The 17,299-nt window shown below is 64.6% G+C and carries 23 protein-coding genes; 10 read left to right on the top strand and 13 right to left on the bottom strand.

What is annotated here, in order from left to right:
* The first annotated feature begins 30 nt into the window (after positions 1-30).
* On the top strand, positions 31-1,008 hold the full coding sequence (gene cysK, locus RPS27_RS07175) for a cysteine synthase A (RefSeq protein ID WP_211416950.1): 978 nt from the start codon (positions 31-33) through the stop codon (positions 1,006-1,008).
* 3 nt (positions 1,009-1,011) lie between these two features.
* Positions 1,012-1,254, top strand: a complete 243-nt coding sequence (locus RPS27_RS07170; RefSeq protein WP_100174824.1) for a BrnA antitoxin family protein — start codon at positions 1,012-1,014, stop codon at positions 1,252-1,254.
* A gap of 85 nt (positions 1,255-1,339) precedes the next feature.
* On the opposite strand, the gene RPS27_RS07165 is transcribed toward RPS27_RS07170, so the two are convergent.
* Both RPS27_RS07165 and RPS27_RS07160 read right to left on the bottom strand, forming a co-directional pair.
* The gene (locus RPS27_RS07165; RefSeq protein ID WP_211416951.1) at positions 1,340-2,770 is read right to left on the bottom strand and encodes a caspase family protein; all 1,431 of its coding nucleotides are present in this window, start codon (positions 2,768-2,770) and stop codon (positions 1,340-1,342) included.
* A gap of 202 nt (positions 2,771-2,972) precedes the next feature.
* Positions 2,973-3,848 (bottom strand): DMT family transporter, encoded by an 876-nt coding sequence (locus RPS27_RS07160; protein ID WP_211416952.1) that lies wholly within the window; start codon positions 3,846-3,848, stop codon positions 2,973-2,975.
* A 150-nt stretch (positions 3,849-3,998) separates the two neighbouring features.
* Between RPS27_RS07160 and RPS27_RS07155 the strand changes: the two genes are divergently transcribed.
* Positions 3,999-4,397 (top strand): RidA family protein, encoded by a 399-nt coding sequence (locus tag RPS27_RS07155; protein WP_211416953.1) that lies wholly within the window; start codon positions 3,999-4,001, stop codon positions 4,395-4,397.
* Positions 4,398-4,448: 51 nt separating this feature from the next.
* Here the strand turns inward: RPS27_RS07155 and RPS27_RS07150 are convergent, their stop codons facing one another.
* From RPS27_RS07150 to RPS27_RS07140, 3 genes are all read right to left on the bottom strand, one after another.
* Positions 4,449-4,994: a hypothetical protein gene (locus RPS27_RS07150; RefSeq protein ID WP_211416954.1), complete on the bottom strand. Its 546-nt coding sequence runs from the start codon at positions 4,992-4,994 to the stop codon at positions 4,449-4,451.
* The gene (locus tag RPS27_RS07145; RefSeq protein WP_211417491.1) at positions 4,939-5,289 is read right to left on the bottom strand and encodes a hypothetical protein; all 351 of its coding nucleotides are present in this window, start codon (positions 5,287-5,289) and stop codon (positions 4,939-4,941) included. Before RPS27_RS07145 ends, RPS27_RS07150 begins: the two co-directional genes overlap by 56 nt.
* A 209-nt stretch (positions 5,290-5,498) precedes the next feature.
* Positions 5,499-6,086, bottom strand: coding sequence for a formyltransferase family protein (locus RPS27_RS07140; protein WP_211416955.1), 588 nt, complete (start codon positions 6,084-6,086; stop codon positions 5,499-5,501).
* 192 nt (positions 6,087-6,278) lie between these two features.
* Here RPS27_RS07140 and RPS27_RS07135 point away from each other — a divergent pair, with 192 nt between their 5' ends.
* From RPS27_RS07135 to RPS27_RS07125, 3 genes are all read left to right on the top strand, one after another.
* A complete protein-coding gene (locus RPS27_RS07135) occupies positions 6,279-6,563 on the top strand; it encodes a hypothetical protein (protein ID WP_211416956.1) in 285 nt (94 codons plus the stop codon).
* Between the two features lie 336 nt (positions 6,564-6,899).
* The gene (locus RPS27_RS07130; RefSeq protein WP_194408041.1) at positions 6,900-7,118 is read left to right on the top strand and encodes a hypothetical protein; all 219 of its coding nucleotides are present in this window, start codon (positions 6,900-6,902) and stop codon (positions 7,116-7,118) included.
* Between the two features lie 160 nt (positions 7,119-7,278).
* Entirely contained in the window at positions 7,279-7,698 is a 420-nt protein-coding gene (locus RPS27_RS07125) for a hypothetical protein (RefSeq protein WP_211416957.1), read from the top strand.
* Between the two features lie 27 nt (positions 7,699-7,725).
* Here the strand turns inward: RPS27_RS07125 and RPS27_RS07120 are convergent, their stop codons facing one another.
* The 3 genes from RPS27_RS07120 to RPS27_RS07110 form a co-directional block, all read right to left on the bottom strand.
* Positions 7,726-8,028, bottom strand: a complete 303-nt coding sequence (locus RPS27_RS07120) for a hypothetical protein (RefSeq protein ID WP_018317940.1) — start codon at positions 8,026-8,028, stop codon at positions 7,726-7,728.
* 146 nt (positions 8,029-8,174) lie between these two features.
* Positions 8,175-8,402 (bottom strand): hypothetical protein, encoded by a 228-nt coding sequence (locus RPS27_RS07115; RefSeq protein WP_028144530.1) that lies wholly within the window; start codon positions 8,400-8,402, stop codon positions 8,175-8,177.
* A gap of 166 nt (positions 8,403-8,568) precedes the next feature.
* On the bottom strand, positions 8,569-8,781 hold the full coding sequence (locus tag RPS27_RS07110; protein ID WP_212068688.1) for a hypothetical protein: 213 nt from the start codon (positions 8,779-8,781) through the stop codon (positions 8,569-8,571).
* 144 nt (positions 8,782-8,925) lie between these two features.
* Here RPS27_RS07110 and RPS27_RS07105 point away from each other — a divergent pair, with 144 nt between their 5' ends.
* A complete protein-coding gene (locus RPS27_RS07105; protein ID WP_212068604.1) occupies positions 8,926-10,011 on the top strand; it encodes an AI-2E family transporter in 1,086 nt (361 codons plus the stop codon).
* A 142-nt stretch (positions 10,012-10,153) separates the two neighbouring features.
* The gene (locus tag RPS27_RS07100; RefSeq protein WP_211416959.1) at positions 10,154-10,546 is read left to right on the top strand and encodes an NUDIX hydrolase; all 393 of its coding nucleotides are present in this window, start codon (positions 10,154-10,156) and stop codon (positions 10,544-10,546) included.
* Between the two features lie 396 nt (positions 10,547-10,942).
* On the opposite strand, the gene RPS27_RS07095 is transcribed toward RPS27_RS07100, so the two are convergent.
* Positions 10,943-11,182: a hypothetical protein gene (locus RPS27_RS07095; RefSeq protein ID WP_212068605.1), complete on the bottom strand. Its 240-nt coding sequence runs from the start codon at positions 11,180-11,182 to the stop codon at positions 10,943-10,945.
* 645 nt (positions 11,183-11,827) lie between these two features.
* A complete protein-coding gene (locus RPS27_RS07090; protein ID WP_194408518.1) occupies positions 11,828-12,106 on the bottom strand; it encodes a hypothetical protein in 279 nt (92 codons plus the stop codon).
* On the opposite strand from RPS27_RS07090, the gene RPS27_RS07085 reads away from it, so the two are divergent.
* Both RPS27_RS07085 and RPS27_RS07080 read left to right on the top strand, forming a co-directional pair.
* On the top strand, positions 12,003-15,107 hold the full coding sequence (locus tag RPS27_RS07085; RefSeq protein ID WP_212068682.1) for a DEAD/DEAH box helicase: 3,105 nt from the start codon (positions 12,003-12,005) through the stop codon (positions 15,105-15,107). The two genes, RPS27_RS07090 and RPS27_RS07085, sit on opposite strands and share 104 nt — an antisense overlap.
* Before the next feature lie 296 nt (positions 15,108-15,403).
* The gene (locus RPS27_RS07080) at positions 15,404-16,099 is read left to right on the top strand and encodes a hypothetical protein (RefSeq protein ID WP_212068606.1); all 696 of its coding nucleotides are present in this window, start codon (positions 15,404-15,406) and stop codon (positions 16,097-16,099) included.
* 53 nt (positions 16,100-16,152) lie between these two features.
* On the opposite strand, the gene RPS27_RS07075 is transcribed toward RPS27_RS07080, so the two are convergent.
* From RPS27_RS07075 to RPS27_RS07065, 3 genes are all read right to left on the bottom strand, one after another.
* The gene (locus RPS27_RS07075) at positions 16,153-16,395 is read right to left on the bottom strand and encodes a hypothetical protein (RefSeq protein ID WP_194408050.1); all 243 of its coding nucleotides are present in this window, start codon (positions 16,393-16,395) and stop codon (positions 16,153-16,155) included.
* Between the two features lie 214 nt (positions 16,396-16,609).
* On the bottom strand, positions 16,610-16,780 hold the full coding sequence (locus RPS27_RS07070; RefSeq protein WP_194408051.1) for a hypothetical protein: 171 nt from the start codon (positions 16,778-16,780) through the stop codon (positions 16,610-16,612).
* 155 nt (positions 16,781-16,935) lie between these two features.
* Complete coding sequence (locus tag RPS27_RS07065; protein WP_211417493.1) at positions 16,936-17,298, bottom strand: hypothetical protein; 363 nt, start codon at positions 17,296-17,298, stop codon at positions 16,936-16,938.
* Between the last annotated feature and the right edge of the window lies 1 nt (position 17,299).

Genomic DNA, 17,299 nt, shown 5'->3' with positions numbered 1-17,299 from the left:
ACTGCAAATCGTCGCCATAGGGAGTTCATCATGGACGCATCGTCCAACACGGGTGCAGCGCACCAACCCGGCCGTGGCCGGATCTATGACTCGATCGTCGAGGCCTTCGGCAACACGCCGATCGTGCGCTTGCGTCGGCTGCCCGGAATGCACGGCGTGAATGCGACGATTTTGGCTAAACTTGAATATTTCAATCCAGCCGCAAGCGTGAAGGACCGCATCGGCGCGGCCATGATCATCGCGATGGAGAAGGCCGGCATCGTCAAGCCCGACACCGTGCTGATCGAGCCGACCTCCGGCAATACCGGCATTGCGCTGGCCTTCGTGGCGGCGTCGCGCGGCTACCGCCTCAAGCTGGTGATGCCGGAATCGATGTCGATCGAGCGGCGCAAGATGCTGGCCTTTCTCGGGGCCGAACTGGTGTTGACGCCGGCCGCGCAAGGCATGAAGGGCGCGATCGCCGCCGCCGAGGAGCTGTTGAAGACGACGCCGAATTCGGTGATGCCGCAGCAGTTCAAGAACCTCGCCAATCCCGAGGTGCACCGCCGCACCACCGCGGAGGAGATCTGGAACGACACCGCCGGCAATATCGACTTCTTCGTCGCCGGTGTCGGCACCGGCGGCACGATCACCGGCGTCGGCCAGGTGCTCAAGCCGCGCAAGGCCTCACTTCGCGTCGTCGCGGTCGAGCCGGAGGAGAGCCCGGTGCTGTCGGGCGGGCAGCATACGCCGCACAAGATCCAGGGCATCGGCGCCGGCTTCGTCCCTGACATCCTCGACCGCGCGGTGATCGACGAGATCGTGAAGATCAACTCGACGACGGCGATCGAGACCGCCCGCGCGCTGGCGCGGCATGAAGGCATTCCGGGCGGCATCTCGTCTGGAGCTGCGATTGCGGCTGCGCTTGAGATTGGCAAGCGGCCGGAAGCCGCCGGCAAGACCATCCTGGCGATCGTGCCGTCCTTCTCCGAGCGGTATCTTTCGACAGCCTTGTTTGAGGGGATCTAGGACATGGCGGACCAACCACCGCGGCGGCCGCGCACGCTCGGCGATGCCAGGACTGAAGCTGAGGCAGCGTTCAAGAAGGTGACGGCCAAGGTCGCCGCGGCGCCGCCCAAGCAGAACGTCGCTCCCGGCATCAAGGAGCAGGTCACGCTGCGCATCGACCAGGACGTGCTGGAGTTCTTCCAGGAAGGCGGCCCCGGCTGGCAGGACCGCATCAACGAGGCGCTGCGAAAGGCCGCGGGGAAGTAGAGCGCCAGCTCTCACGTGCGAGAACGGTCAACGAAAAAGCCCGGCGCGAGCCGGGCTTCTGTGGTTCTTGGATCGGCATCTCGCCTCAGCGACGGAACATGCCGCCCATCATGCCGCCGACGACGCCGCCGACGAAGGCCGCTCCGGCGGCATCGCCGGGATTGCTACGATGGGGCGCCGGTGCCGGCGCGCTGCTCTGGGCCGGGGCGCTGGCGGCGCGCCGGCCGGGCTTCTGGCTGGTGTCGCTCGCGGTCGCCGGGGCAGCCACGATCTCCGAGAGCAGGGCCTTGTGCTGGAGCTTGTTGAGGTAGCCCGATGCGGGATAGCCGCGCGCCGTCTGCCAGCGCTTGAGCACGGATCGCGTCTCGTCATCGAACACGCCGGTCGGCTTGGTGTCGAAGCCGAGCGCCGTCAGTCGACGCTGCACGTCGCGGCGCTTGTTCTTGTCGAGGCCGGCCTGGTCCTCCGTGACCTGCGTGGCCTCGTCGGTGAAGGTTGCGGGATCGACACCGGCGTTGAGCGTGCGCGTCGCGGTCGAGGGGCCGCTCTTGATGGCGGCGAGGCGCGCCAGCGCCAGCGCCTTGAACTGACCGTTCGGATAGGCGGAGAGGTAGGCGTTGAGCTCCTCAGGCTTGTTGGACTCCTTCACCGAGCGCCAATATTCGAGCTCGACGCCGTCCGAGCCGCCAGCCGCAGCCGGCATCATGCCGGAAGCGGTCGGGGCCGCATTGGCGACCTGCGTGGTCGGGGCCTGGTTGAGATAGACCGAGCCGGTCAGGTTGGTGTGGCCCCAGGGCAGCTGACCCTTGCGGGTCTCTTCATTGACCTGGGCGCGCACGGACGTCATCGCCTGCTGGATCTCGACCCCGGGCTTGGTGATGTTGTCGATCAGCGCACGCGTGAACGGGCTGTTGTTGCCCTCCTGACCGTCGAGCGCGGTCTGGCCGGGGCCGGTGGCGAATGCGATCAGGGTGCCTTCACCGGATTTCATCTCGGCAAGACCGCTCTGCACGTTGACGCTGCGGGTCGCGGAGTTCGACTTGATCTTGGCGGCGAACGGATTGTCGCGGCAGGCATCGAGGAAGACGAGCTTGACCTTGGCATCGCCCATGGTCTGCTCGAGCGTCAGGTCGATGTTGATGGCAGCGCCCAGCTTGACGTCCATCTCCGACTTGATGTCGGCGTCGACGGGCAGCAGGTAGTTCGTGCCGCTCACGGCGATACCGTGGCCGGCATAATAGAACAGCGCGATGTCGGAGCCTTGCGCCTTGCGCCCGAAATCGAGCAGCTTTTCCGTCATCTGGTCGCGGCTGAGATTGGAGCCTTCGATCACCTCGAAGCCGACATTGCGCAGCGTCGATGCCATCGCCTTGGCGTCGATCGGCGGGTTCGGCAATTGCGCGACGTTCTTGTAGGAGCCGTTGCCGACGACGAAGGCAACGCGGCGGTCAGCTTTCGCGGCACTGACCGACAACGCCATGCACATCAGCGAAGCGAGGAGGGTGAGATAGCGCATTCTGAAATCCCCAGAATCGAATTGCAGGCAGCAACGAATTGGCAACGAACCTACACGAAGTGCCCGACCTCGCGCCACCCAAAGGGCAGGGACGTTCTGTTCAACCCGCTGCTGTGTGGCCGAATGTGCACGGTGGAGCGCCGCTCCAACGTGATCCAAATCACATGGCCACTTGATTTTGTCGCACGAGGCGGCGCGAGGTTCATTGCGCGCGGGCGGAAACCGCCGGCACCGACTTCAAATTCAGGAGGTTGCCACACAGGATCAACGCGGCGCCGAGCACGGTCCAGCCGTCGAGCCGCTCGGAATAGAGCAGCCAGCCGGCCGTCGCAGTCAGTGGAACCCGCAGGAAGTCCATGGGAACCACGATCGTCGCATCCGCATACCGGAGCGCACTGGCGAGGCAATAGTGCGAGAAAGTGCCGCAGACTCCAATGACGAACAACCAACCCCACAAACGAGGCGACGGCCAGATCCACACGGCAAGCGTCGGCAGCAAGCCCACGACGGCCTGCACCACGATCATCCAGAACAGGATCGACAATGCGGTTTCGGTCCGGGTCAGCGACTTCGCCAAGATCATGGAAATGCTGAAGCCGATCGCAGCCCCGAGCGCGATCAATTGACCCGGATTGATCTCGCTGGTGGCGGGCCGCACGATCATGACGACGCCGACGATGCCGAGCGCGACGGCGGCGATCTTCCAGAGCGTCATGCGTTCAGACAGGAACGTCGCGGCCAGCACGGCGGTCCAGATCGGCATGGTGAATTCAATCGCGACGACCTGTCCGATTCCGATCAGCGTCAGTGCATAGAACCAGCCGAGCTGGGCAAAGTAGTGGACCCCATTGCGCGCGAGGTGCTGCGGCAGGCGCTTGGTCGCGACCGCCTTGAAGCCACCGGCGCGGTAGATGATCGGGAGGAGGAGCGTGAACCCGATCACCGAGCGCACTTCCATGATCTGGAAGACGTTCAGCTCGCGCGTGGTCTCGCGCCCGGCAACCGCCATGACCAGCATCAGCGACAGCCAGCCGGCCATCCACAGTGCAGCCATCGTTTTGGACGGTGTCGTGCTCATCGGCGCTGATTGCAGGAGAATGGAATGTGAAAGGACGGCCGGTATCGGCGACATCGCTGCCGTTTGCAACGTCCAAATCTGCGGATGCAGCGATGCAGGAGGTCGTGCTAGGCATCATCGAACAACGACAAAATCGGGAGAGCTTCGCTCATGCGCATCTTGCAGCCGGCCGAATGGAAGAAACCGCGTGGCTTTTCCCATGGCGTCGTGGTCGAGGGGCCGGGTCGCTGGGTGGTCCTGGCGGGCCAGACCGGTGGCGACGACACCGGCAATTATGCGCCCGACATGGCGGCGCAGGTCGAAGGTGCGCTGAGGCGGATCATCAAGCTTCTGGGTGAGGCCGGCGCAGGACCCGAGCACATCGTCCGCCTGACCTGGTACCTGACCAGCCGCAGCGAATATGAAGCAGCCGGTGCCGGCATTAGCGCTGCCTGGAAGGAAACGCTCGGGCGCAATTTCCCGCCCTCGACGCTGCTCTATATCGGCGGTCTCGTGGACGAGCGGGCCAAGGTCGAGATCGAGGTCACGGCGTTCGTGCCGGACGCATAAAAAAATCGATCCGGCGCAGGGGCCGGATCGATTGTCAGATCAACTGCCGTGCTATTTCGACAGCGAGATATTGGCGCCGCGGAACTGGCTGTCCGCGCGCATGGTGACGGTCTGCCTGTTGCCGCTCGTCTTCAGCCCTATATTGGCATTGAAGCCGGCGGCCGAGGCGACCACTTCGAAGTTCCCGCCGCCGCCGCGGCCCTGGAGCGAGCCGGAGATATTGCGGCTAGCCTCCGACCAGCTGCCGGTGATGGCGCTGCCTTCAGCCTTGACGCTGGCTGCGAGGTTGAACTTGTAAGCGTCGCTGGCGCAGGTCAGCGACATCTCCATGGTCGGACCGATCGGGGCGTATTTGGCCCGGCAGCGGATTCGTTCGGTCGAACCGTCGTCCAGGGTCACGGTGCCGGTGCCGCTCCAGCTGCCTGCCATCGGGGCGAAAGGGCCGGACTGGGCATTGCTTTCGGAGGTGACAATTCCCGCCGCAAACAAAACGGCGGCCGCCATCAGCAGCCGCCGGTTCCGGCCGTGAGCCTCGATTGGTTTATTGGCGCGACGCTTCCCATCGCCCGCTGCACGGTATGCCTGCAGATGCTCCATTCCACTTCCCCGATCCGGCGTTGCCGCTGAGTTGACCGTTAGCATATGCACCATTGATCGAAACCTTCACAAGTCCCCCACTGCCGATGGTGCCGGAAACGTTAGCGCCGGGGGCAGTGATCCTGCCGTCAGCAACCGTCAGCATGGAGCTCGCAGTCGGCTCGCAGGAGCCGCTCTTGGTCACGATCGTGACCTGCCAATTGCCGTCATAGGGGGTCTGGGCAAAGGCGGAAGCGGCGAGGGTGCCGGTGAAAACTGAAGCGGCACAGAACACCGCAATGCGAGCAAAACGCATAAAATTCCGTCCTTCAATGTGTCTGATATGCTGCCGCTTATCTGGACCAAATGTGACGGAAATTTGTTGCAATGCCCAATCGAAAATTGTTCCTGCGGAAACAATGGTTTATTTGCGTTTCCTGGTTCGATTTTCCAAGCAGAATCAACGCGGCTTCACGTTAAGGGTAAACGTCGGGCAGAGAGCTTCAGGACAGGATTCGAAAGGCTTCACTGGAGGCTTGGCGCGGAGGTCGCGAACTGCTCGTCCTGAGTCTTGGCGGGCAGCGCCTTGTGGACCTTGGCGTAGTCGATCACATCGGCCAGCAGCTTGAGGCCGAGCGGCGCCAGCGCGCGCTCCCAGAGCTCCCGCGCCGTCTCACCCTTCTTGACGAAGCACCAATCCTGGGCGGCGATGGCACCGGCGTCCATGCGGTCGGCGAGATGGTAGATCGTGCCGCCGGCGATTGGATCACCTTCCTTGATGGTCCATTCCACCGCAGCCTTGCCGCGATGCCGCGGCAGCAGCGAGGGGTGATAGCCGATCCCGCCGAGCTTGGCGGCGGCGAGCGCGTCCTTGCCGATTCGAGCGTGGCTGTGCGCCGTGATGATCAGGTCGGTATCGGGGGCAATCTCGGAAGCGACCACCAGCTTCGGATTGGCCTGTACCACGACCTCGATGCCGGCCGCACTGGCGGTCGCAGCGAGGCGATCCTCGGCATCGGCCACCACGACCCGAACGATTGAGACGCCGTGCTCCCGGAGCATGTTCAGGGTGGTCACGCCGAAATGGCGGGAGCCGACGAGGGTAATGCGCATGGGTTTCCGATCCGGTCTCGCAACTGCGTCGTCCCCCGATAACACGTCCGGCCGCCCTGTCACCACCCGCGCAGCGTTAGCAGGGGTTATCAACAATGCGCCGGGGTGCGGGCTGCGACGAACACCATGATTGCGCAGCGAGCCGTTCCGGTGCTTCCATGGCGGGCATAGCACCGGGTTAGGAGCGAGCTCATGCGAAGCGCCTGGTTTTTCCTTCTCGCGGCATTGCTCTCGGTCATGCCCGCCCATGCAGGCGGGCCGTACCCGGCCGTGCCGCCGGAGACCGGGATCGCGCCATTCGTGGGGCCGACCTGGGACAGCTATCGTTGCGCGAGAGGTCCGGTGACCAATTTCTATCATCGCGCCTATTACGGCGAGGAGCCGCCGGCGCTCTATCGCGGCTACGCGTACCGGCCGTACTACCGCTACAGCGCCTACCGCAGATTGCCGCGCACGTACTTCTGCGTCACCGATTAGCGGTGCCGCGCGGCCCCGGTCGGCGGAAAGCAGCCGATAAGTCGGTTCCTGTGTTTCGTTTTTAACCGAGCCGAGCTGGGCGGGCTGTTAAGAGTGCGTCCACCGGGGCTGGCGACATTTCAACCCGCATTCGTTTTCGAACCCGGCTTGGGCCGCTGACGCAATCGTCAGCGGCCTTTTCATGCCGCAAACCGCGAAATCATCGAATGGTAACGCGATCTCAATCAGCCCGGCGTATCGACGAATCCGTCGCGGATTTGTATTGCGTACCGCGACATCGAAAATGTCCCGCCGGCGTGGGTGCGCCGCGCGGGCCTTTTCGTCGGGACAAATTTCATGCCGCGCGCCATTGAGCAGATCGTCGACAGCTATGTCCGGCTGAAGAACCGGCGTGGCCTCGATGAGTTGATGATGCACAGGCAGCGGCTCGCGGTGGAACTGAAGAGCAAATCCGGCTACGATTTCAGCCTGCCGATCGGCCAGATCGACGAGGAGATCGCGATCATCGAGGCAGGCCTCAGCCGGCTCAAGTCCGAGAATTCCACGGAGATCTAGCGCAGCCTGCGAGGCAGGCTCACGCGAGAGTCGAGGGACGCATCGTCGCAGTGCGGCGGCCGGTTCATGCATGGTTCAGGCCGGCCGTGTCTCAATGCTCAAGTCGTTTCGTGGGACACGAATCCTGCTAGGCTGGTCCCCGTGATTTGGAGGAGACGTCATGATCGAGCTCGCGCTGGCTGGCCTGATTGCTTTTGCAACCGTGCCGGCGGCATCGCCGGCGCCCATGGTGGAGCAAGTTCAGTTCAGAGGGGGGCCTGGCGGACAATGTCCGGACGGCTATGATTTCAACCACTCGAACGGCCGCTGCTATCCCAACAATTATCATGCGCCGGGCGTCTACACCGGGAATTCCGGACAAGGCTATGGACGCCGCGCCGGCCAGTGCCCGCACGGCTACGACTACAATTACTCGACCGGCGAATGCTATCCGAACGGTGCGCATGCGCCCGGAGCCTACGCACGCCCCGAGCCCTACGGACGCCGCGGCGGCCTCTGCCCGCACGGCTACGATTACAATTATTCGCAGGGACAGTGCTATCCGAACGGCGCACGCGCGCCCGGCATGTACCAGCGCTAGCTGATCGCGGACCGGCGCGCTTGTCGCTCAATCGCGCCGGCCGCCGTCGATCACAGTGAACAGCGGCCGCGCCGGGGTCGGCTCGACCAGCAATTCCTCCACCAGCGCGGTTGCCGCGTCGACATATTTGCGTGTCGGCTTGTCGAGTGGGCGCTTGGCCTCGTCGTCGAGCGCGATCTTTGCGGCTTCGACCAGCTTGCGCATGCGCGCCGCATGGTCGTCGCCCGCCGTCAGCGTCGCGCGCGCCAGCGAGCGCAGCACGAACAGCTCACCTTCGAGGCGAAGCAGGCGGTCATTGAGCCTGGTAAGGACGGCGTTGAGGTCGGCCATGATTGCGGGTTCAGCGCGAGGATCCGTTCTGATCTAGCGGCGATCGGTGAACGGAATCCAAACGGCGCCGGTGCAATTGGGCCCATCCTGCGGTCCGTCTCGGACGACCGTGCGCCGCAATCCGAGATGCGCGCGGGACGGACAGCCTACCATTCGACGTCAGCCCAGCGCCTCCCGAACACGGGTGGCCGCGTCTTCACGGCTTGCCAGCCGAAGAAATGATGCTTGCCGGACCAGGCGTGCACCACGCCGCTGCAGATGCTGCACTTGAAACTGCCGGTATGGGCTTCGCTGTGTTCTTCCCTGGTCGCGGTGTAGTTCATGCCGCAACCCGCACAGGTGAATTCTTCGATCGTCCAGATGCTGTTGGCCATTGCACGCAATGCTTTTGGTGACCCCGATGGCACGGTAGTCACGGGCGTTTGCAGCGGCGTAAACCGGTGCGGGAAAATCCGGTTAATGGGCGTTAGCCAAGGCCGCGTGACGTCGGATGCAGCCGCAGTCGCGGGGCCTGCGCGATCGGCGCGGCCTTCACCCGGATCAGTCGCCGCTTCGCATGTCCCGGTCGATGCGCATTTGCACGCGCCTGATCGCGAGCAGCGCCAGCCTTCCTTGCACCCGCCCGGAGTGGACCTTGCCGCCGATCGCATAGGCATAGCGCCAATAGCCGGGCGCGGCATTCGGCCTCAGCGAATAGCGGATACCGCGGTGCATGCCGGCGCATGCATCGGACTGTCCGGGAGGGCGTGTCATCGTCTTTCGAATGCGGAATGGCCCCGATGCGTTCCTAATCGTGGGCCCGTCCGGTTCCCGTCGGCTTGACGCCGGATGCGTTGCTGGCAATAACGGCTGGGCCTCGCAAGCACCGGAAGTTGCGTTCATGCCGCAAGGAAAGCTGTGCCCGTGAAAAGTCTCCGTCAGCTCCTGACGGGAGAGGACGTCATCCAGCTCGTGATCCGGCTCGGCCTGCTCGCCCTGCTGATCATCTGGACCTTCCTGATCATCCGCCCGTTCGTGCCGATCCTGGCCTGGAGCGGCGTGCTCGCGGTTGCGTTCTATCCGGCCTTCAGTTGGGTCGCCAAGGCCCTGGGCGGCCGGCCCAAGACAGCAGCACTGATCTTGACGCTGATCACGCTCGGCATCGTCATCGGTCCGGCGACCTGGCTCGGCATCAGCGCGGTGGACGGGGTGCGCGAGCTGGCGCATCAGCTTGGCACCGGCGACCTGGCGCTTCAGGCCGCGCCCGAGCAGCTCAAGACGTGGCCGCTCGTCGGTCCCTGGCTCTACGAACTCTGGGACCAGGCCTACACCAACGTCCGCGCTGTGGTGCGCGAGGTGGCGCCGTATCTCCAGCCGCTGGCGGGCCCGTTGCTTTCGCTTGCCGGCGATGCCGGCGTCGGCACGCTCCAGTTCCTGGTCTCGGTGTTCGTGGCCGGCTTCCTGTTTCCGCATGGGCCGCGGCTGGTCGCGGCCGGACGCGGCTTCCTGTTCCGTATCGTCCCCGAGCAGAGCGAGCATTTCCTGTCGCTCGCGGGCGCGACCATCCGCGCCGTGGCGCAGGGCGTGATCGGCGTGGCGATCGTGCAGGCGCTGCTCGCCGGCATCGGATTCAAGCTCGCCGCCGTGCCGAGCGCCGGCCTGCTCGCCTTCATCGTGCTGCTGCTCTCGATCGTGCAGATCGGCGCGTTCCTCGTGCTGCTGCCGGTCATCATCTGGATCTGGACCGCCAAGGACGTCACCACGGCGCTGCTGCTCACCGTGTTTCTCGTCCTCGTCGGTTTCATCGACACCATGTTAAAGCCGCTCGTCATGGGGCGCGGGCTGACCACGCCGACCATCGTGATCTTCGTCGGCGTGATCGGCGGCACGCTCGCCCACGGCATCGTCGGCCTGTTCATCGGACCGATCATCCTGTCGGTGGCGTGGGAAATGATGATGGCCTGGATCAGGACCGAGGACCGGGCAGGGGCGGGCACGGACTGATCTTTCCGCCATCGACGCAATCTGCCCGCGGTACCGTATCAGGACCCGAGGCCTCGCAGCCTGTGATCAAAGCGTGCCGCGAACTTGTCTGTTCGACTAGACAAGTTACGATCGGGACGATTCTGTTTCAACGACGGCAGCAATGGCGAAGTCTTCCAAGCTGGTTGCCGCGAGGCGCGGCAAGGTATTGTTGGTCCGACGCCGGTCGGACGGCCTGTGGATGTTTCCGGGCGGCCGCAAGCGTGCGCGCGAGTCCGCGAAGGATTGCCTGCGGCGGGAGATCAGGGAGGAGCTTCCCAAGCTGAAGCTCGGCAGGATCAGTCTCTGGAAAGAAGTGAAAGCCAGGAACAAGCGCTCCGGCCGCAAGATGAGCGACGCGATCTTCATTGCCAAGACGGCCAAAGGCAGGCTGTCGATCGGCGACAAGAAGGAGATCGACCGCGCGGCCTGGCAGAAGCCGCGCGGCATCCGCCTGACCGCGACCTCGCGCTACATCCGCGACCGCCTGTTTCCGAGGAAGCAGAGGCGGAGGTGAGCTAGTCCTCGCGTCCCGCCGATCGCGTCCGTCCGGCGAACCTCCTCGACTGCGTCGGGCTTTGCGTGCATTGCGCATCGCGCGCTTGATGAAGGGATGCTGGGAATCCTCGGCGAAGAACAGCACCACTTCGCAACTCGGACATTGCCTGGAATAGCCGTCCTGCAACCGCCCCGCGCGATCGCGAAACACGTTCTTGCACCGCGTGCACTGAATCTGGACCGAACTCATGCGCGGACAACAATGACTTCTGAAAATGGATATTCAGCTGATCCCAAATGTCTGAAGAAAGCTTGAATGCCGCGGGGCTGGATGTCGCAGAGCGCGCGCGGCCAAGCGCCGTCGGCCGGCCGCAGCCGGCATCGGAAGAATCCGGTTCGACGAGGCCGCCGGCTGTTATTGCTTGGCCGCTATCGTCTCCAGGCAGTGGTTGAGAAAGGCGGTGCGATCCCTCGGCAGCACCTTCTCGAGATCCGCCTTCAGCGCGCATTCGCGCTGGCGCAGCTGCTCGGCCCGGCGCTTCTCGGCGGCCTCGCGATATTCGGGAGCGACTTTGTTGGGATCGACCAGCGCCTGCGTGCGGGCCGGTGCCGTCGCAAGGACTGCGATGGCGGCGATGAAAAGGAATTGTTTCAAATGAGCCTCCGTAAAAGCGGCATGGTAGCGCGCCGCGCGGGCGCGCTCAAATCAGCGGCGCGGTATCCCGCTCCGGCCCGATTGCACGGGGCGAGCGGGCCGGCGGTCCGAAGAGCCTTTCGCCGGCTTTGGAACGACTTGGCGTGACAGGCGTCGAATCCGCGCTCTCGGCCCAGCCCCAAGCCCCCCTAAAGCCTCGGGCCGCGAGAAAACCTTCCCCACAAAGGTTGGCGACCTCAGGGGCCCCCGCGCTGAGGTCGTTTGTTTTGCTGCGAGGTGTGTGAACCAGTTCACACGCGCGCGGTGAAATCGCTGCTATGAAGACGTCATTGCTTGACCAGTTCATTTTGCTCGAAACGCCCCAGCGTGGCTCCAAGCGCTGGGGTTTTTCGTTTCTCTCCGGGCGCAGAATGTTTACAATCGCGCCAAGCGTCGCATCGACAGACGCAGCTCCCGCACCGCGCTAGTTCCGTTCCAAGAGCTCGATCGACCAGCCCTTGTGCCGGGATCGTTGCGCCGTGCCGAACGTTGCCGCCACAGGGGTGCGTTCACGGGGCAAATCTCATATGCATGGCGCGAAGTCGCCGAATCGAAAACGAAGGCGGCTGGCGTTCAGTTGACGACGGTTTACGACCAGAAACGGATTCAAGTGAGGCTTACCAAGAAGGCGCGGGTGGCCAAGAAGTCGCCGAACAAGAGGTCGCCGAAGAAGACGTTGCCGAACAGGACGTCGACAAGCAAGGCGCAGCCAATCAGGACGTCGCCAAGGACGAGCAAGGCGGTGCAGCGCGCCTCGATCTCGTCGTCGTCGCCGCTCGGGGTGCTGGCTCTGCATCTGCTTGCCCAATGGAAGCAGTCCGGACGCAGCGGCATCGTTTTTCTCGCCGAAAACGAGAACAGGGCGGAGCGGCTGGGCAGCGTCATTCACGCCCTCGACCCCTCCTGCGAAGTCCTGGTGTTTCCGCGCTTGAACACCTTGCCGTTCGACCAGCTCGAGCCGTCGCACGAGCTCGCGGGGCGCAGAGCCTCCGTCCTGGGGCGCCTCGCGAAATCCAAGAAGCCGCTCTTTCTGGTCTCGACTGCGGAAGCCGTGATGGAGCGCCTGCCGCCGCCGGCGAGCCTGTCGCGCCTCAGCGTGAGCTTGAAGGTGGGCGGCACCTTCTCCGAGCGCGAGCTCGAGACGCGTCTTGAATCCCTCGGATACGATCTCGACGACGAGCCGGATTATCCGGGCGGCGCGCTGTTCCACGGCCAGACCTTCGAGATATTCCCCGCGGGCGCGCTGGGGCCGTTCCGGATCGAGCATTCCGATCGCGCGATCAAGCGCATCGTGGCGTTCGATCCGAATGAACACAGGATCATCTTCGAGACCAAGGAGCTTCTCGTCGATCCCATGTCGGAGCGGCTTGGCCTTGCCGGGAAACGCGGCAAGCGTGCGACGCTCTTCGACTATTGCGGGCGTGCCAAATGGATCGCCGACGCCGGGGTTCCCGCGCATGCCGACGTTTGGCTCGATACCATCGAGGAGGCCGCGCCGCGCGCCGAGCGTGAGCGCGAATATCTCGGACGGCGCGATTGGAAGCAGCTTTCCAGGGGCATGAAGGTGCTGCCGCGCGCAGCGTCCTTCCAGACCATCCCGGAATTTTCGAAGCTGACATCCGCCAGGAAGGCGCTGCGTGCGTTCGTCGAGGAGACGCGGCGGGCAGGTTCGCGCCTTCTCCTCGTCGCTGCGCAGGAGGACGATCTGCGCGTGATGGAGCGCATGAGCGGCCTCAAGGCGCCGCGCTGCGACGACTGGGAGGAGGCGGCGAGCGGACGGAACGGCGAGGCGGCGCTGCTGGCCGATCTCGATGCGGGCTTCATCGTGCCGGGCAAGAAGCCTCTCGTCGTCGTGACGGCCTCCGACGTGCTCGGCAGCCGGGCGCATCATCCGCAGCCGATGGCGCGCGCCTGGAGCACGGCCTTCGACCATGCCGATGTGCCCGAGCAGGGCACGGTGGTCATCCATCTGCAGCGCGGCCTCGGCGTGCTCGACGGCCTGCAGACCGTGAACACCGGCGGTGGCGCGCTGCGCGAGATGATCCGCCTGAAGTTCGCCGGCGACAATGCGGTGCTCGTGCCGCCGCCCGATCTTGCCCTGATGTGGCCCTACGCGGCCGAGCTCGGCAAGCTGGCCCTCGACAAGGCGGACGGCAGTACATGGTGGGCCCGCCGCACCGCGGCCGAGCGCGAAATCCAGGTCGCCGGCAAGGCGCTCGCCAAGCACATCAGCCAGCGCCGCCGGAGGCGCGGCGAAAAGCTGGTCCCGCCGGGATCGGCCTATGAGAAGTTCGTCGCGCGTTTCCCTTACTTCACGACGACCGACCAAGCCAAGGCGATCGCCGACGTGCTGGACGATCTCGCCTCCGGTCATCCCATGGACCGGGTGATCTGCGGCGACGTCGGCTTCGGCAAGACCGAGGTGGCGCTGCGGGCGGCGGCGGCCGTGGTGCTGTCGGGCAAGCAGGTCGCGATCGCCGTGCCGACGACGGTGCTGGCGCGCCAGCATGTCGCAACCTTCCAGAAGCGCTTTGCGCCGTTCGGGATCGAGGTCGGCAATCTGTCGCGGGCAACCTCGGGCGCGGAGCTGCGGGAGACCAGGGAGGGCCTGCGCAGCGGCCGGATCAAGGTCGTGATCGGCACGCAGGCGCTCACCGGCAAGGACGTCAAGTTCAGCGATCTCGGCCTCGTCATCATCGACGAGGAGCAGCACTTTGGCGCGGCGGAGAAGGCCAAGCTCGCCGGCCTTGCCAAGAACGTCCATGTGCTGATGATGAGCGCGACGCCGATCCCGCGCACGCTCGCCGCGGGTCTTGCCGGCTTCCGCGACCTCAGCGTGATCGCCTCGCCGCCGGTGCACCGGCTGCCGGTCGCGACCCGGATCGCGCCGCTGTCGGATGCCGCCATCGCCTCGGCGCTGCTGCGCGAGCAGCGGCGCCATGGCCAGAGCTTCCTGATCTGCCCACGCATCCAGGATCTCGATCCGATGCTGGCGCGGGTGCAGGCGGTGGCGCCCGACCTGCGCATCGTCTGCCTGCACGGCAGATTGGCGGCGGACGAGATCGACGACCGCATGATGAGCTTCGTCGAGGGCAGGGCCGACGTGCTGCTCGCGACCAACATCGTCGAGAGCGGCCTCGACATTCCCCGCGCGAACACCATCGTGGTCTGCTGGCCGGAGAAATTCGGCCTCGCCCAGCTGCATCAGCTGCGCGGGCGCGTCGGCCGAAGCGGTATCCGCGCCTTCGCTCATCTCCTGACCGAGACGGCGTCCGGACAATCCGAGAAGCGGCTGGCCGTGCTCGAGGAGTTCAGCCGCCCCGGCGCGGGCTTTGCCATCAGCGAGCGCGACCTCGATCTCAGAGGCGCGGGCGATTTGTTTTCGGAGCAGCAATCGGGTCACGTCCAGGTGTTCGGGCCGGTGCTCTACAGCCACTTGCTGAAGATGGCCTCGGAGAAGCTCGACGAAGGGCAGGCGGTGTGGGTGCCGGACCTGAACCTGCCGGTCGCGGACATGCTGCCGGAGACCTATGTGCAGTCCGAGCCGGTGCGGCTCGAGCTCTATGCGCGCGCCGCACGTTGCACGGATGAGGACGACCTCGAAGACCTCGAGGAGGAAACCGCCCGCCGCTTCGGACCCTTGCCGAAGGTCGCGCGCGACTTCTTCGCTGCAGGAAGGCTCAGGATCGAATGCAAGCGCAGAGGCATCATCCGCCTCGATGTCGGCCCTGAAGCCGCGGCCGCGACGTTCCTGCCCGGACGCCTGCGGAAGTCCCGAGGCAAGTCGCTGCAGCGCGACGGCGATCGCGTCGTCTATCACGCCAAGATGCAGGACGCGCCGTTCGAGCGGGTGCAGGAGCTGCTCGAGCTGCTGGACGAAGGCTAGGCGCCAGGCAAAATTGCGAAAACAACCCCATGCACAGTAGCTAAGTAGCGCTGGCACAAGGCTTTTTGAATCGGGCGGGAAGGGGGCGTTTGCTCCGTCGGGCAAAACAGGATGCTCGCCAGGCCCCGTACTCGAACGGGGACGCCGCGCACGTCAGCCGGCCCAGCCGCTAACGTGGAATTAATTCAAAATGCTCACAATTTTAGGCAGTTGTGTAAGGGTGCTGCGTACAAGGACTCGTCGTAAGGGCGTTCCAAGGGCGGCTGCCTGTTGCTCGCTCATTGGGGTCCACGCACGTGACCACGACATTCGAAACGGCAAGCTTCGTCGAAGAGCTCGACGCTGTCGCCTTGGCCGACGCGGCCTCAACGCATGAATCCGAAATTCCCGAAGCTCCGGCGCCGGTCAAGCGATCCAGCCGCAAATCGATCCTGGCCTTCTCGGTATGCGCGCTGGCCATCAACGGCGCGGCGGCCATCTATACCTCGCCAACTGACTTTTCATCGCTGAACGTCAGCCGATTGGCCGAACTGTTCCCGCGCCGCGAAGCGTCCGAGCCAAAGCCGGATCCGGTCGTCGCGGCCCTGAAGGACATTCAGGCGGCCCAGCAGCAACACACGGCGTTGCTGCAGCAGAACAATCAGGCAGCGGATCAGAACTCGGTGATGCTGCAACAGGATTCAATGCTGCTGCTGTCGCTGCGCCAGAGCATCACGGACGAACGGGTCGATGTCAGGAAGATATCGTCGCAGCTGTCCATGCTGATGGCGAAGATCGATACACTGCAAAGCACGATGACGATGTCGGACGTCACGTCCTCCATTCGAAAAGCGCATGCGCGCTACGGACTGTCCGCCGCGATGCGCAAGCGGATGGTTCGGGAGCCCAAACCCGTAGGGCCTGTAGGGCCTGTAGCGCCTCTGGGGCCCGTGGGGCCGGTCTCGGTCGGAGGCGCTCCGCTGAGTGTGCCGGCCGCGACGCCTGAGAGCTGAAGCCAACGTCAAGCTGATCGGCTACGGACGACGTCCGCGGCGGATCGGCGCCGTCACTTCAGGGCGTGATCGATCTTGTGCGCCAAATGCCCGGTGTCGTGATCGCGGCGCAGCTGGCTCAGCGACGTCTCGTTCAACTGGGTCAGGATTTCGCTGAGCTGCGTCGCATCGGGATACCCCGCCGCAAAACTCTTTCCATAGATCTTGCGCAACGTGCCGACCAGCGTGTTGCCGTGCTTCTTGCTGATCGAGCCGTCCTTGTCGCGGTGGCGGCCGTCCAGCCCCGGTTCCTTCATGGGTCTCTCCCGTACGGCGTCTGAAGCGCCTGGAGAGAGCCTGCGCTCAAACCGGTGAACTGGCAATGGCACGGCGCGTCCAGCGCGGTTCGGCCACTACCACGCGAAGAGCGCGCTTAACCTGACTGCTAAGCCGTTAAGCAATACAGCGCTGGCTGGACAATGCCTCGTCGAATCTCGGCCGAGCCGGACAACGGGAGGAGATCGCTTGGGATCAGGCGGCCTGCTCTTCGAACGAGGTGTAGACCCGGCCGGCGGGATCGACGACCTGAACGTCCCAGCAACCGTCCTCGACTAGCTCCCTGGCTTTCTTGAGGGCGGCGGCGAGTGAAGGCCGCTTGAGGCTGACGATACCCGCCGTGTCGAAACCGTTGATTTCAAACATGCCGCTCCTCCGGTTTGGGTGCGAATCCTACACGTTTCGGGCGGGTTGTCAGCGGGTTTTTGGTGGGGACGAGTGGCCCCGCTCGGAACCTCCGTGCGAGACATCTGGCACTCCTGCCAAAGGTTTGCGGAAGGCCCTTCGTTCCCGGGATCGCGTCAGGCGGCCCCGCGCAAGGGCAGCGCCAGCTGGAAACCGAATGGACGTGACGAATTGGCGCGGATGAAGGCCTCAAGCGCAGGCGATAAGTCGATACCGTCTTGGACCGCGCGATCAGCCAGCGCGTTGGCGATGTCTTCGGTGGCGTCGCGCGACCAGCCCTCGATGGCGTTGAAGGTGACGATCTTGAGGGGGTAAGCGTATTGCCCGGAGAGCAAGTCCCGCAGCACCGTTTCGCGGTCGGTATCCTGCTCGTCCGTCTCTCGCCAGGCGCAACCGGCACGCGCGCCGAAGTCCTCTAGAACGAGGTAGATATCGCGGTCCAGGCGATCCAGCGGCACGATCGACGGTGAATGACGCATA

It is taken from the genome of Bradyrhizobium sp. WYCCWR 12699, assembly GCF_032144035.1.
Lineage (GTDB): Bacteria > Pseudomonadota > Alphaproteobacteria > Rhizobiales > Xanthobacteraceae > Bradyrhizobium.
Note: the sequence above shows the minus strand (reverse complement) of the source record. Positions and strands in the feature narration are given on the sequence as shown.